Annotated in this window: 10 protein-coding genes; 3 read left to right on the top strand and 7 right to left on the bottom strand. The window is 71.0% G+C overall.

What is annotated here, in order from left to right; genetic code table 11:
* Positions 1–84: 84 nt before the first annotated feature.
* Complete coding sequence (locus ACWC5O_RS04455; protein WP_450585088.1) at positions 85–1,032, top strand: FAD-dependent oxidoreductase; 948 nt, start codon at positions 85–87, stop codon at positions 1,030–1,032.
* A gap of 143 nt (positions 1,033–1,175) precedes the next feature.
* Here the strand turns inward: ACWC5O_RS04455 and ACWC5O_RS04460 are convergent, their stop codons facing one another.
* Positions 1,176–3,137 (bottom strand): Xaa-Pro dipeptidyl-peptidase, encoded by a 1,962-nt coding sequence (locus tag ACWC5O_RS04460; RefSeq protein ID WP_450584936.1) that lies wholly within the window; start codon positions 3,135–3,137, stop codon positions 1,176–1,178.
* 172 nt (positions 3,138–3,309) lie between these two features.
* Between ACWC5O_RS04460 and ACWC5O_RS04465 the strand changes: the two genes are divergently transcribed.
* Entirely contained in the window at positions 3,310–4,803 is a 1,494-nt protein-coding gene (locus ACWC5O_RS04465) for a M1 family metallopeptidase (protein WP_450584938.1), read from the top strand.
* A gap of 12 nt (positions 4,804–4,815) precedes the next feature.
* On the opposite strand, the gene ACWC5O_RS04470 is transcribed toward ACWC5O_RS04465, so the two are convergent.
* Genes ACWC5O_RS04470 through ACWC5O_RS04480 form a run of 3 tightly spaced genes read right to left on the bottom strand, consistent with a single transcriptional unit; the run spans position 4,816 to position 7,745 of the window.
* Positions 4,816–5,733 carry a PfkB family carbohydrate kinase gene (locus ACWC5O_RS04470; RefSeq protein ID WP_450584940.1) on the bottom strand — a complete coding sequence of 306 codons (918 nt, stop codon included), beginning with the start codon at positions 5,731–5,733 and terminating at the stop codon, positions 4,816–4,818.
* Positions 5,730–6,218, bottom strand: a complete 489-nt coding sequence (locus tag ACWC5O_RS04475) for a macro domain-containing protein (RefSeq protein WP_450584942.1) — start codon at positions 6,216–6,218, stop codon at positions 5,730–5,732. The genes ACWC5O_RS04470 and ACWC5O_RS04475 overlap by 4 nt, the downstream gene beginning before the upstream one ends.
* A gap of 60 nt (positions 6,219–6,278) precedes the next feature.
* Complete coding sequence (locus ACWC5O_RS04480) at positions 6,279–7,745, bottom strand: amino acid permease (protein ID WP_450584944.1); 1,467 nt, start codon at positions 7,743–7,745, stop codon at positions 6,279–6,281.
* A gap of 232 nt (positions 7,746–7,977) precedes the next feature.
* On the opposite strand from ACWC5O_RS04480, the gene ACWC5O_RS04485 reads away from it, so the two are divergent.
* Positions 7,978–8,694 (top strand): MerR family transcriptional regulator, encoded by a 717-nt coding sequence (locus tag ACWC5O_RS04485; protein ID WP_450584946.1) that lies wholly within the window; start codon positions 7,978–7,980, stop codon positions 8,692–8,694.
* Here ACWC5O_RS04485 and ACWC5O_RS04490 read toward each other — a convergent pair.
* The 3 genes from ACWC5O_RS04490 to ACWC5O_RS04500 form a co-directional block, all read right to left on the bottom strand.
* Positions 8,680–10,881, bottom strand: coding sequence for a 3-hydroxyacyl-CoA dehydrogenase NAD-binding domain-containing protein (locus ACWC5O_RS04490; protein ID WP_450584947.1), 2,202 nt, complete (start codon positions 10,879–10,881; stop codon positions 8,680–8,682). The two genes, ACWC5O_RS04485 and ACWC5O_RS04490, sit on opposite strands and share 15 nt — an antisense overlap.
* Positions 10,882–10,922: 41 nt before the next feature.
* Positions 10,923–12,137 (bottom strand): acetyl-CoA C-acetyltransferase, encoded by a 1,215-nt coding sequence (locus ACWC5O_RS04495; protein ID WP_450584949.1) that lies wholly within the window; start codon positions 12,135–12,137, stop codon positions 10,923–10,925.
* A gap of 74 nt (positions 12,138–12,211) precedes the next feature.
* Positions 12,212–13,372: a CaiB/BaiF CoA transferase family protein gene (locus tag ACWC5O_RS04500; RefSeq protein ID WP_450584951.1), complete on the bottom strand. Its 1,161-nt coding sequence runs from the start codon at positions 13,370–13,372 to the stop codon at positions 12,212–12,214.
* Positions 13,373–13,515 lie beyond the last annotated feature (143 nt).

Raw genomic sequence — 13,515 nt, forward strand, 5'->3', positions numbered from 1 at the left:
AGTATCCCCACACAGGGACGGATGTGAGCGCGGCATGACATATTCCGTTAGCGTCCTGGCGTGAAGCGCGAGTCGAGTGACGAAGTGATCGTGGTCGGCAGCGGGGTCGCCGGGCTGACGACGGCCGTGGTGCTGGCCGAGTCCGGCCGCCGGGTACGGGTGTGGGCCCGGGAGCCCGCCGAGCGCACGACCTCGGCGGTCGCCGGCGCGCTGTGGTGGCCGTACCGGATCGAGCCCGAGCCGCTGGTCGGCGCGTGGGCGCTGGACTCCCTCGGCGTGTACGAGGAGCTGGCCGACCGGCCGGAGGAGACGGGCGTACGCCTGGTCGAGGGTGTACACCGGGGGACACGCCTGGACGAGCTGGGTACATGGGCGGGCCGGGTGCCGGGGCTGCGGCCGGTGGCCGGCGGGCTGGCGGCGCGGCTGCCGTTGATCGACATGCCGGTCCATCTGGCGTGGCTGCGGGAGCGGTTCGCGAAGGCGAGCGAAGCGAGATGGGGGTCACCCCGGACGAGGTCCGGGGGAGGCACCGTGGAGGTGCGGGAGGTGACGGACCTGGCCGCCGTGCCCGCCCGGGTGGTGGTCAACTGCACGGGGCTGGGGGCGCGTTCGCTGGTGCCCGATCCGGCGGTGCGCCCGGTGCGCGGGCAGCTGGTCGTGGTGGAGAACCCGGGGATCACGACCTGGTTCACCTCCGTCGAGCACTCCTCCGACACCTCGACCTACTTCTTCCCGCAGCCCGGCGGGCTGCTCCTGGGCGGTACGGCGGAGGAGGACTCCTGGTCGCTGGAGCCGGACCCGGCGACCGCCGCGGCGATCGTCGCGCGGTGCGCGGCCGTCCGGCCGGAGATCGCCGGGGCACGGGTGCTGGCACATCGGGTGGGGCTCCGGCCCGCCCGGGACGCCGTACGGCTGGAACGGCAGCCGCTGCCGGACGGGCGGGTGCTGGTGCACAACTACGGGCACGGCGGGGCCGGGATCACGGTGGCCTGGGGCTGCGCCCGGGAGGCGGCCGGGCTGGCCGGAGCCTGAGCCTGAACCGGAGGGGCGTGCCAGGCCCTCCGCGTGCCGGGGCTGAGCGGGCGAGCGCGTGAACGGTCGGCCGTCCAGCCCCGGCTGATGCGCCCCCGAAGGGAACGAGCACTGCCTCGCTGAAACGAGTACTGCCTTGCTGATCAGCTCGCCGGGACGTGCCGGGCGGCGCGCGGGGCGCGGACGCCGTCCAGGGTGCCCGCCGCGGGTGCGGCGGTCACGCCGCCGGAGGTGGCCCGTTCGAACGCCGCCATGCCGCCGGCCAGCGGTACCCGCGCCGTCGTACGGGACAGGTCCAGGGTGAGGGTCGGCTCGGTGGACGGAGGGTCGATCAGGTCCTTGTCGGTGCCGGCGACGATCAGTGCCAGGCGGTGACCCTTGGGGACGACGTGGTCGGTCGCCGCCAGGGACAGGGTCATCGTGTACGCCTTGCCCGGGGTGAGCGGGATCCCGTGGTCGAGGGAGGCGTAGTGGCCGAGGTCGGCCCAGCCGCGGCTGAACACCGTGTAGTCGACCTTGGCCGTCTTCGCCTTGGTCGCCTTGAAGCAGGCACTGTCCCCGGGCGTGCTCGCGCCCCAGCAGGTGCGGTTGGTGAGCGTGGTGATGCCCTCGGCGCTGTCGGCGTAGTCGCGGATGGTGTCCGGGCCGAGGTCCACCAGGACGGCGGAGAGGTGGGCCGAGGAGGTGGTCGGGGTGGCGGTCACGGTCACCGTGGAGGAGCCGGACAGGCGCAGGTCGCGGGTGAGCGGCGCCGTGATGAATCCAGCCTTCTCGGGTGTGGGCGTGGTGAGGTGGGCGGCCCAGTCGGTCTCGCTCAGCTTCGGGTCGTCGGTGACCGTCTCGGTGCCGGTGGCCGGGCCGAGGCCGAGAGTGCCGACGCCGGGCTGGGTGCCGGCGGCCGGGTGGAGCGTGGTGGCCTGGGTGCCGTGCGGCGGCCAGACCTTGGAGGTGACCCACTGGTCCGGGTGGCGCTCGATGTCGGCCATCGGCTCGCGGTCGATGCCGTTGTCGTAGCCGAGGAGTTCGTGGTCGAACCAGCGGTGCAGGGTGTCGACCCAGGCGCCGCGCCGGTAGTCGAAGGGGTCGACGTGCCCGGTCTGGGAGAGCCAGATCTTGCGCTCGACGCCGTGCTCGGCCAGGGCGTTCCACCACTGGCCGAAGTGCTTGGTGCGCACGTTGAGGTCCTGCATGCCGTGCACGAGGAACACGCTGGCCCTGACCTTGGCCGCGTCCTTGACGTAGTTCCGCTCGGTCCACAGCGGGGTCCAGTCCCCGGTGCGGGGGCTGCCGTCGGCCAGCTTCTTCTGCACGGCCGCGCAGTGGGCCGTCGCGCCGTCGCTCTCGACGTAGCCGGCCAGCTCGTCGGGGCCGCCGTCGTACAGCGGTGCGCCCTGGGCGAAGTAGTAGTCGTACCAGGAGGAGATGCCGCTGATCGGGACGATCGTCTTCAGGCCCTTGACGCCGGTGGCCGCGACGCCGTTGGCGATCGTGCCGTCCCAGCTCTTGCCGATCATGCCGGTCCGGCCGTTGGTCCAGCTCGCCTTGACGGTCCGTGTTCCGGTCCGGGTCGTGTACGCCTTGGTGCGGCCGTTCAGCCAGTCGATGACGGCCTTCGCGGACCGGATGTCGGAGCGGCCGCCGACGTCGACGCAGCCGTCGGAGCGGTTGGTGCCGGCCAGGTCCACGCCGACGAATGCGTAGCCGCGGGGCACGAAGTAGTTGTCGTAGAACAGCGGCATCTGGACGACGTGGCCGTGCGCGTCGTACGTCTTCTTCTGGCTCTCGTTGCCGCGTCCGCAGCAGGAGTAGTAGGGGCTGGCGTCCATGATGACCGGCACCTTGCGGCCCTGACGGGCGGGTTCGGCGGGTCGGACGATGTCGACGGCGACGCGGTCCTTCTTCCCGTCGCCGTCCTCGTCGAGGCCGGTGTCCACCCAGACGGCCTCGCGGACGGCGTGTGCGTACGAGTAGACGGGGCGGCTCTCGCGGGGCGCCGCGTGCGCTGCGGCGGGGGTGAGGAAGGCGGCCAGCAGGGCTGTGACGGCCGCGGTCGCCAGCGGTCTCCAGATCGTGAAGCGCGTGCGCATGGTCGTACGAATCGGCATGCGCGGACGGTACTCCGGTCAACTCCGGTACAGAAGAGCGCTTTGCGGCGCGTCGTGTGGCCGTGTCGGCTGAATGGCGATCGTGTGACAGCGGGGGCTGTGGACAGGTCAGGGGCCACAGCTACTGAATAGGCTCCGAACAGACTTCCTGTCCCGACGACTTGGAGCTGACGTGCACCGCAGAATCATCGCGCCGGGAGCACTCGCGGCGGCCTCCCTCCTGCTGGCGATCCCGGCATCGGCCGCGAGCCACTCCCCCGGCGCGCCGGGCATCGGCGACCCCTACTACCCCGACTACGGCAACGGCGGCTACGACGTCTCGCACTACGACCTGAGGCTGCAGTACCAGCCGAGGACGGACGAGTTGCAGGGCACGGCGACCGTCCTGGCGAAGACCACGCAGGACCTGTCCAGCTTCGACCTGGACTTCCTGCTGGACGTGAGCGAGGTGCGGGTCAACGGCGCCAAGGCGTCCTTCGCGACGTCCGGCCCGCACGAACTGGTCGTCACCCCGAAGACACCGCTGGCCAAGGGCACGGCGTTGACCGTCGTCGTCCGCTACAGCGGGGTGCCGTCGGCGAAGAGCGCCTACGGTTTCACCGCCTGGCACCGCACGCCGGACGGCGCTGTGGCCGCGGACGAGCCCGAGGCCGCCTGGTGGTGGTTCCCGAGCAACGACCACCCGAGCGACAAGGCGACCTACGACGTGTCGGTGGCCGTCCCGGACGGCACACAGGCCATCTCCAACGGCACGCTCCAGTCAACCGGTTCGAAGCTGGGCTGGACCCGCTACAACTGGCGGCAGAACAAGCCGCAGGCGACCTATCTGGCCACGCTCGCCCTCGGCAGGTTCGACATCACCACCAGCACCTCCGACGGCGGGGTGCCCGTCATCAACGCCTACAGCAAGGACCTCGGCGACAACGACGGTGCGGCGCGGGCCAGCGTGGAGCGCACCGGGGAACTCGTCGACTGGCTGAGCGGCTACTTCGGGCCGTATCCGTTCGGCACGGCCGGCGGGTACGTGCCGAACACCACCACCGGCTACGCGCTGGAGACGCAGACCCGCGTCTACTACAGCCCCAAGCAGTTCGCGAACGGCTCCAACACCTCGGTGGTCGTGCACGAGCTGGCCCACCAGTGGTACGGCGACGACGTGTCGCTGAAGGGCTGGAAGGACATCTGGATCAACGAGGGCTTCGCGCGCTACGCGCAGTGGCTGTGGTCCGAGCACGAGGGCGAGGGCACCACGCAGGAACTCGCCGACTACGTTTACGCCTCCCACCCGGCCGACGACGCGTTCTGGACGGTCAGGCCCGGCGACCCGGGCCCGGACGACCAGTTCGACATCGCCGTGTACGACCGGGGCGCGCTCGCCATCCAGGCGCTGCGCAACGAGATCGGTGACGACGCCTTCTTCGCCGTTCTGAAGGGCTGGCCGAAGGAGCACGCCTACGGCAACGCGTCCGTGGCCGACTTCCAGAGGTACGCCGAGCAGGTGTCCGGCAAGCCGCTGGCCGCGCTGTTCGACACCTGGCTGTTCCAGCCGTCGAAGCCGGCCGCGCCCGCGGCCCGCACGGCGTCCCTCGCGAAGGCGGGTACGGCGGCCGCCCGGCCGGAGTCGTGGAAGAAGATCGAGACGACGAACGACGTGCACGGGCACTGACGCCCGGGCGTCTCACGGTCTCGGTTCGGCCGCCTGCTTGAGCAGTTCGTCCCGGCCTATCGCCCCCGCGCGGGTGGCCGGGACCGTGCAGGCGTACGCCCCGGCGACCGCCCCGTACCAGGCACACCGCCGGGCCGGCTCGCCGCTGAGACGGCCGTAGAGGAACGCGGCGGCGAAGGCGTCGCCCGCGCCGTTGGAGTCGACCACCGGCGCGGGCGGGTCTGCCGCCGGTATCCGGGTCAGCTCGCCGCCGGCCAGCAGATACGCGCCCTCGGCGCCCGCGGTGGCGACGACGGCCTCGGCTCGGCCGCGTTCGGCGATGCGCCGCATGGTCCGCTCGGGGTCGGTCAGTGCGGCCGCGGAGAGGAAGACGACGTCCGCCGCAAGCGCGAACGGCTCGTGGTACGGGTTCTCGCCGTCCCAGTCGTGCAGGTCGGTGGAGAGGGAGACGCCCGCCTCGGCCAGCACCGGCAGCGCGTGGGCGCAGGGCTGGGTGATGGTCACGTGGACGTGCCGGCTCGCCGTGGCCAGCTCGCGCAGGGTCTCTTCGGGGAAGCGGTCGTCGGGGTGGGCGCGGCTGGTGTCGTACAGGGACAGGCGACGCCCGTCCGGGCCGACCAGGTTCACCGCGCGCTTGGTCCCGGCGGGTTGCGGAAGCGCGGTGAGCCCGATGCCGCGCTCGTCGTGCAGGGCGCGGACGAGGTCGCCCTCGGGGTCGTCGCCGAGCAGGTCGAGGTGGTGCGTGCGCAGCCCCAGCGCGGCCAGGCCCACGGCGACGAAGTCCCCGGTCTGCCCGGCGCGCGTACGGATCCCGGAGTCGATCATGTAGCTGTCGGCGTACGGGAGCGGCAGCTCCGGGACGTACACGATCGTGTCGACCCCGGCTCCGCCCAGCACCAGAACGTCGTGAGCACCTGCCTGTGCGGTCATGCCCCGCCCTCCCCGTGGTCGTAGACCGTCACCGCGATTCCGCGCTTCACCAACCGCTCGTTGACGAGCGGCTCGATGCGGGACCACTTGCCGCCCGCCAGGCCGCAGCCTATGCGGGGCATGTGCACCGATGCGCCGAGTTCGATCACTTCGTCGGCGAGCCGGCCGAGGGCGGTGTCGATCGCCTCGTAGCGGACGGGAACGCCCTTGCTGCCCGTGCGGGTGCCGCGCTGGCCGACCATGTTGGCCACCCACACGTGCGGGTCGACCTTGACGAACTGAACCGCGCCCAGCCCGAAGTCGTTCTTGGCGCGGTCGCGGTGCCACGACCGGTAGGCCGCCTCGGGCTCAGGCCAGCGCCGCGAGAGCGCGAGGACGAAGCCCTTTCCCCAGCCCCCGATGTCGTTGCAGACATGGGCGATCACCTTGACGCCCTTGACCGACGGAACGGTGGCGTCACCCCGGACATACGTGATCTCCGACATGACGCCACCGTAGGCGATGCCACTGACAGTGGCGGTGAGCTGCTGCTTCGTCGGCAACCGCTACTTCGTCAGCTGCGACAGCTCCTGGTCGGTGTTCTTGGACACCCGGCGGCGCACCCCGAACCAGCCGGCGACCAGCATCACGGCGATCACCGGGATGAGCAGCAGGGTCCTGCGGCCGACCTCGGGGTCGTTCCACATCATGCCGAGGCAGACCAGCAGGAAGGTGATCGTGGCGATCTCCGTGACCGGGCTGCCCTTCAGGCGGAAGTGCGGCCGGGTGGCAAGGCCCGCCTTGGCCCGCCGGACGAAGATCATGTGGCAGAGCATGATGATCACCCAGGTGCTGATGATGCCGAGGGAGGCGACGTTCAGCACGATCTCGAAGGCCTGGCTGGGCATCAGGTAGTTCAGGCCGACGCCGAGCACGCAGACCGCGCAGGTCAGCAGGATGCCGCCGTAGGGGACCTGACTGCGGTTCATCCGGGCGGTGAACCTGGGCGCGGAGCCCGCCATGGCCATGGAGCGCAGGATGCGGCCGGTGGAGTACAGGCCGGAGTTCAGCGAGGACATGGCGGCGGTCAGGACGACCAGGTTCATCACGTCGCCGGCCGCCGGGACGCCGATCTTCGACAGGACCGTGACGAACGGGCTCTGGTCGGCGGAGTACACGGAGCCCGGCAGCAGCAGGGCGAGCAGCACGACCGAGCCGACGTAGAACAGGCCCACACGCCACATGATCGAGTTCACCGCGCGCGGGACGACCTTCTCCGGCTCGGCGGTCTCACCGGCGGCGACGCCGACCAGCTCCAGCGCGGCGTACGCGAAGATCACGCCCTGCATGACCAGGACGACTGGCATCACACCGTGCGGGAAGAGGCCGCCGTGGTCGGTGATCAGGCTCAGGCCGGGGGTGTGGCCGCCGACCTTGTGCTGGGTGGCGAGCAGGAAGATGCCGATCAGCATGAAGCCGACGATGGTGGCGACCTTGACGATCGCGAACCAGAACTCCATCTCGCCGAAGATCTTCACCGAGATCAGGTTCACGGCCAGGACCACCGCGAGGGCGATCAGGGCGAGCACCCACTGGGGAATGCTCGTGAACATGCTCCAGTAGTGCGTGTAGAGCGCGATCGCGGTGATGTCGGCGATGCCGGTGGTCGACCAGTTGAGGAAGTACATCCAGCCGGCGACGTAGGCACCCTTCTCGCCGAGGAACTCGCGCGCGTACGACACGAAGGAGCCGGAGGACGGCCGGTACAGGACCAGCTCGCCGAGGGCCCTGACGACGAAGAAGGCGAAGACGCCGCACACCAGGTAGGCCAGGGCGAGCGCCGGGCCCGCGTTGTGCAGGCGGCCGCCGGCGCCCAGGAGGAGTCCGGTGCCGATGGCGCCGCCGATGGCGATCATGTTGACGTGGCGGGCCTTGAGGTCCTTGCTGTAGCCGGCGTCGCCCGCGTCCGCGGGCGTCTGGGCCGCCTGGGGACGGACTACGGCCTGTGCCGATTCCACGGCTTCGTTGCTCACGGGTGGTTCTACTTCCTGGTGCGCCCGGACCTCGTGGGCCCGGGTGTCCGTACAGTTCGGCCCGCACCACCCTTGTGTCGTGGTACAGACCAAGGCGGCAGCTTCCCAGAGAGATCGCCAGGTATGCGATGGCCCATGTCACAGAGCGTTACTTCTCACATGATCCACACGGAGTGCACACAGTGTTCCTTCGGGGTGTCACAGCAATGGTGAGACAGCGATACTGCTGCACATGACAACCGAGGCCGAGGAGCCGACCCTCACCATCGACGAGCTGGCCGCCCGGGCGGGCGTCACGGTCCGCACCGTGCGCTTCTACAGCAGCAAGGGGCTGCTCCCGCCGCCGGTGATCGGTCCGCGCCGGGTGGGTCACTACGGGCCCGGGCACGTGGCGCGGCTGGCCCTCATCGAGGAGTTGCAGCGGCAGGGCATGACGCTCGCGGCGATCGAACGCTACCTGGGGCAACTGCCGCCCGACCTCACCCCGCACGATCTGGCCATCCACCGCGCGGTGGTCGCGTCGTGGGCGCCGGACCTGGTGGAGACGGTGTCGCGGCGGGAACTCGAGCGGCGCGCGGGACGGCCGCTCGCCCCCGAGGACATCGAGCGGCTGGCGGCGATGAGCGTCGTCGCGCACGGGGACGGGGACGACGGCGAGACGTTCCGGGTCGACTCCGGGCTGCTCCGGCTCGGCATCCAGCTCCTGGACGTGCCGCTGTCGCAGGAAGCGATCCTCGCGGCGCGCAAGGTGCTCATCGAGCACTCGCGCGCCGCGGCCCACGAGCTGGCTCAGCTCTTCCGTGGCGAGGTGGCGGAGCGTGACGCCCGGGACGTGAAGTCCCTGTCGGCGCACATGCACCCGCTGGTGGTGCAGGCGCTGCTGACGACGTTCCAGCGGTCGCTGCGGGAAGAGCTGAGCGAGTGGCTCAGCGGATCACGAGCCGGCTGAGTCGCTGAACCGCTCCCCCTTCTCCGCCTTCTCCACCAGCAGCGCGGGCGGGGTGAAGCGCTCGCCGTAGCGCTCGGCGAGTTCACGCGCGCGGGCCACGAATCCGGGCAGGCCGACACCTGCCCCGGCGCCGCCGTCGTAGCCGTTGATGTACTGGAGCACACCGCCGGTCCAGCCCGGGAAGCCGATACCGAAGATGGAGCCGATGTTGGCGTCGGCGACCGAGGTCAGGACGCCCTCTTCGAGGAGCCGTACGGTGTCGAGCGCCTCGGAGAAGAGCATCCGCTCCTGCATGTCGCGGAACGGGATCTCGTGCCCGGGCTTGGTGAAGTGCTCGCGCAGCCCCGGCCACAGCCCGGCCCGCTTGCCGTCCTCCGTGTAGTCGTAGAAGCCGGCGCCGCCGCTGCGGCCGGGACGGCCGAACTCGTCGACCATGCGGTCGATGACCGCCTCCGCCGGGTGTGCGGACCAGGTGCCGCCCGCCTCCTGGACGGCTTTCTTCGACTCGTTGCGGATCTTGCGCGGGAGGGTGAGGGTCAGCTCGTCCATGAGGGAGAGCACCTTGGCCGGATAGCCGGCCTGGGCGGCGGCCTGCTCGACGGAGGCGGGCTCGATGCCCTCGCCGACCATGGCGACGCCCTCGTTGATGAAGTGGCCGATCACCCGGGAGGTGAAGAAGCCGCGCGAGTCGTTGACGACGATCGGCGTCTTGTTGATCTGCCGGACCAGGTCGAAGGCGCGCGCGAGGGCCTCGTCGCCGGTGCGCTCGCCCTTGATGATCTCGACCAGGGGCATCTTGTCGACGGGTGAGAAGAAGTGCAGTCCGATGAAGTCGGCCTGCCGCTCCACGCCCTCGGCGAGGGCGGTGATGGGCAGGGTGGAGGTGTTGGAGCACAGCAGCGCGTCCGGCGCGACGACCGACTCGATCTCCTGGAACACCTTGTGCTTGAGAGCCGTGTCCTCGAAGACGGCTTCGATGACGGCGTCGCAGCCGGCGAGATCGGCCGCCTCGGCGGTCGGGGTGATGCGGGCGAGCAGCGCGTCCGCCTTCTCCTGGCTGGTACGGCCCCTGGCGACGGCCTTGGCGCACAGCTTCTCGGAGTAGCCCTTGCCCTTGACCGCCGCTTCGAGGGAGACGTCCTTCAGCACGACCTCGATGCCCGCGCGGGCGCACGAGTACGCGATGCCGGCGCCCATCATGCCGGCGCCGAGGACGGCGACCTTGCGGACCTGGCGGGGCTCGATGCCCTTGGGGCGGTTGGCGCCGGAGTTGACGGCCTGGAGGTCGAAGAAGAACGCCTGGATCATGTTCTTCGAGGTCTGCCCGGCTGCCAGCTCCACGAAGTACCGGGCCTCGATGACCTGGGCGGTCTCGAAGTCGACCTGGGAGCCTTCGACGGCCGCGGCGAGGATGTTGCGCGGGGCCGGGTAGGGCGCGCCGTTGGTCTGCTTGCGCAGGCTGGCCGGGAAAGCGGGCAGGTTGGCGGCGAACTTGGGGTTGGCCGGCGTGCCGCCGGGGATCTTGTAGCCCGGCTTGTCCCAGGGCTGCTGCGACTCGGGGTTGGCGTCGATGAAGGCGCGGGCCTTGGCGAGGAGTTCCTCCGGCGTGGCGGCGACCTCGTGGACGAGACCGTTCTCCTGGGCGCGCCTGGCGTTGTACTGCTGGCCCTGGAGGAGCACCTTCAGGAGGGCGTCCGCGATGCCCAGCAGCCGTACGGTACGGGCGACTCCGCCGCCGCCGGGGAGCAGGCCGAGGGTGACCTCGGGACAGCCGATCTTGGTGCCGGAGGTGTCGAGGGCGACCCGGTGGTGGCAGGCGAGGGCCAGTTCGAAACCGCCGCCCAGGGCGGCGCCGTTGATCGCCGCGACGACCGGCTTGCCGAGGGTCTCGATGCGGCGCAGGTTGCGCTTGATGGCGAGACCGCCGTCGAACAGCTCCTGCGCGGTCTCCGGCGTGACCCGGATCAGGTCGCGCAGGTCGCCGCCGGCGAAGAAGGTCTTCTTCGCCGAGGTGAAGATGATGCCGCGGATGGAGTCCTGCTCGGCCTCCAGGCGGTCGGTGATGGCGGCGAGGGAGTCGCGGAACGCCTGGTTCATGGTGTTCGCGGACTGGTTGGGGTCGTCGAGGACGAGGGTGACGACACCGGTGTCGTCCTGCTCCCAGCGGATGGTGGTGCTCTCGGTCATGACAGTCGTCTCCGTTGAAGTCTCGTGATTCCGCGGGGAGTTCAGATGCGCTCGACGATGGTGGCGATGCCCATGCCGCCGCCCACGCAGAGGGTGGCGAGGCCGTACCGCTTGTCCTGGCGCTCCAGTTCGTCCACGAGCGAGCCGAGGATCATCGCGCCGGTCGCGCCGAGCGGGTGGCCGAGGGCGATGGCGCCGCCGTTGACGTTGACCTTGTCCAGGGACAGGCCCATGTCCTTCACGAAGCGCAGTACGACCGCGGCGAACGCCTCGTTGATCTCGACCAGGTCGATGTCGTCGATGGTCAGGCCGGCCTTGGCGAGCGCCTTGCGGGTGGCGGGCGCGGGTCCGGTCAGCATGATGGTGGGCTCGGAGCCGGAGACGGCCGCGGAGACGATCCGCGCGCGCGGGGTGAGGCCGTAGCGCTCGCCGACCTCCTTGGATCCGATCGCGACGAGCGAGGCGCCGTCCACGATGCCGGAGGAGTTGCCCGCGTGGTGGACGTGGTCGATCTTCTCCACCCAGTGGTACTTCTGCAGCGCGACGGCGTCGAAGCCGCCCAGCTCGCCGATGTCCGCGAAGGACGGCTTGAGCTTCGCGAGGGAGTCGGCGGTGGTGCCCGGGCGCATGTGCTCGTCGTGGTCGAGGACGACCAGGCCGCTGCGGTCCTTGACGGGGACGACGGAGCGGTCGAAGCGGCCCTCCTTCCAGGCGGTCGCGGCGCGCTCCTGGGACAGGGCCGCGTACTCGTCGACGTCCCGCCGGGAGAAGCCCTCGATGGTGGCGATGAGGTCGGCGCCGATGCCCTGCGGCACGAAGTTGACGGCCAGGTTGGTCATCGGGTCGTTGAACCAGGCCCCGCCGTCCGAGGCCATCGGCACGCGCGACATGGACTCCACGCCGCCGGCCAGCACCAGGTCCTCCCAGCCCGAGCGGACCTTCATGGCGGCCAGGTTGACGGCCTCCAGACCCGAGGCACAGAAGCGGTTCTCCTGGACACCCGCGACCGTGTCCGGCAGTCCGGCGGCGATCGCGGCGATCCGGGCGATGTCGGAGCCCTGGTCGCCGACCGGGCCCACGACGCCGAGCACGATGTCGTCGATCGCGGCCGGGTCGAGGCCCGGGAAGCGGTCCCGGATCTCGTGGATCAGGCCGACGACCAGGTCGATGGGCTTCGTGCCGTGCAGGGCGCCGTTCGCCTTGCCGCGGCCGCGCGGGGTGCGGATCGCGTCGTACACGTACGCTTCGGTGCTCACTGATGTGCCTTTCGGGAGGGTGGGCCGAGCGGGAGTCGGTCGCCGAGGGCGGGGTGGTCGTCAGGTGGGCGGGGTCAGTCGCCTTCGGTGACGAGGTCGTCGTTAACGAGGTGAGGTATGCCCCAGTCCCGCGCCACCGTCCCGGTGTCGGCGCCCGGCAGGGCCGGGCCGGTGCGGACCGTGGTGGGGGTCGCGGAGAACCGGGGGGCGGGGGCGGGCTGGGTGATGCCGCCGTGGTCGGTGAAGGTGCCGCGGGCGGCCAGGTGCGGGTGGTGCGGGGCCTCACCGAGGGAGAGGACGGGGGCCACGCAGGCGTCGGAGCCCTCGAAGAGGGCCGTCCACTCGTCCCGTGTGCGGGACTTGAAGCGGGCGGCGACACGTTCGCGCAGCTCGCCCCAGCGGGTCCAGTCCTTGCGGGCCGGTACCAGGTCGTCGAGACCGAGCAGATGCAGGAACTCCTCGTAGAACCGCGCTTCGAGGGCGCCGACCGCCATGTGGCCGCCGTCGGCGGTCTCGTAGGTGCCGTAGTACGGGCAGCCGCCGTCCAGGAGGTTGACGCCGCGCCGGTCCTGCCAGCCGCCGGCGGCGAGCATGCCGTGGATCATCGCGGACAGGTGCGCGGTGCCGTCCACGATGGCCGCGTCCACGACCTGGCCGGTGCCGGTCGCGCGCGCGTGGTGCAGGGCGGCGAGGACGCCGACGACGAGGTAGAGGGAGCCGCCCGCGTAGTCGCCGAGCAGGTTGACGGGGACGGCCGGGGGCTCGTCCGGGCGGCCGATCATGCCGAGGGTGCCGGTGAGGGCGATGTACGCCACGTCGTGGCCCGCGCGGTCGGCCAGCGGGCCGTCCTGTCCCCAGCCGGTCATGCGGCCGTAGACCAGACGGGGGTTGCGGGCCTGGCAGTCCTCGGGGCCGACGCCGAGCCGCTCGGCCACCCCGGGGCGGTAGCCCTCGATGAGGATGTCGGCCCGTTCGGCCAGGTCCAGGACGCGTGCGGGGCCGTCCGGCGCCTTGAGGTCGACGACCACCGAGCGCTTGTTGCGGTTCGTCACGTCGTACGCGGGGTCGATCGCGAGGCTCGGCCGGCCCGGGCGGTCGACCCGGACCACGTCGGCGCCCAGGTCGGCGAGGAGCATGGCGGCGAACGGGCCCGGCCCGATGCCGGCCAGCTCCACCACGCGCACGCCTGAGAGCGGGCCGTTCCCCGACGTCGTCCGCGTCCCTGCCGTCGTCATGCCGTCCTGCCCCCAAGCCGATGTGACACAACTGATGTAACACCAGTGATGCTAAGAACACGTTCCACCGGACACAAGACCTGAACGAGCAAGCGCTTAGACAAGTGCCCGTCCGGACCTGTCGAGGCCGCGTTCGGGGTCCG

It is taken from the genome of Streptomyces sp. NPDC001450, assembly GCF_053597295.1.

What these genes read in the sequence shown, in the direction of transcription:
- ACWC5O_RS04460 (WP_450584936.1), bottom strand. Translation starts at nt 3,137, where the DNA reads ATGCCGATTCGTACGACCATGCGCACGCGCTTCACGATCTGGAGACCG.
- ACWC5O_RS04470 (WP_450584940.1), bottom strand. Translation starts at nt 5,733, where the DNA reads ATGACCGCACAGGCAGGTGCTCACGACGTTCTGGTGCTGGGCGGAGCC.
- ACWC5O_RS04475 (WP_450584942.1), bottom strand. Translation starts at nt 6,218, where the DNA reads ATGTCGGAGATCACGTATGTCCGGGGTGACGCCACCGTTCCGTCGGTC.
- ACWC5O_RS04485 (WP_450584946.1), top strand. Translation starts at nt 7,978, where the DNA reads ATGACAACCGAGGCCGAGGAGCCGACCCTCACCATCGACGAGCTGGCC.
- ACWC5O_RS04490 (WP_450584947.1), bottom strand. Translation starts at nt 10,881, where the DNA reads ATGACCGAGAGCACCACCATCCGCTGGGAGCAGGACGACACCGGTGTC.
- ACWC5O_RS04500 (WP_450584951.1), bottom strand. Translation starts at nt 13,372, where the DNA reads ATGACGACGGCAGGGACGCGGACGACGTCGGGGAACGGCCCGCTCTCA.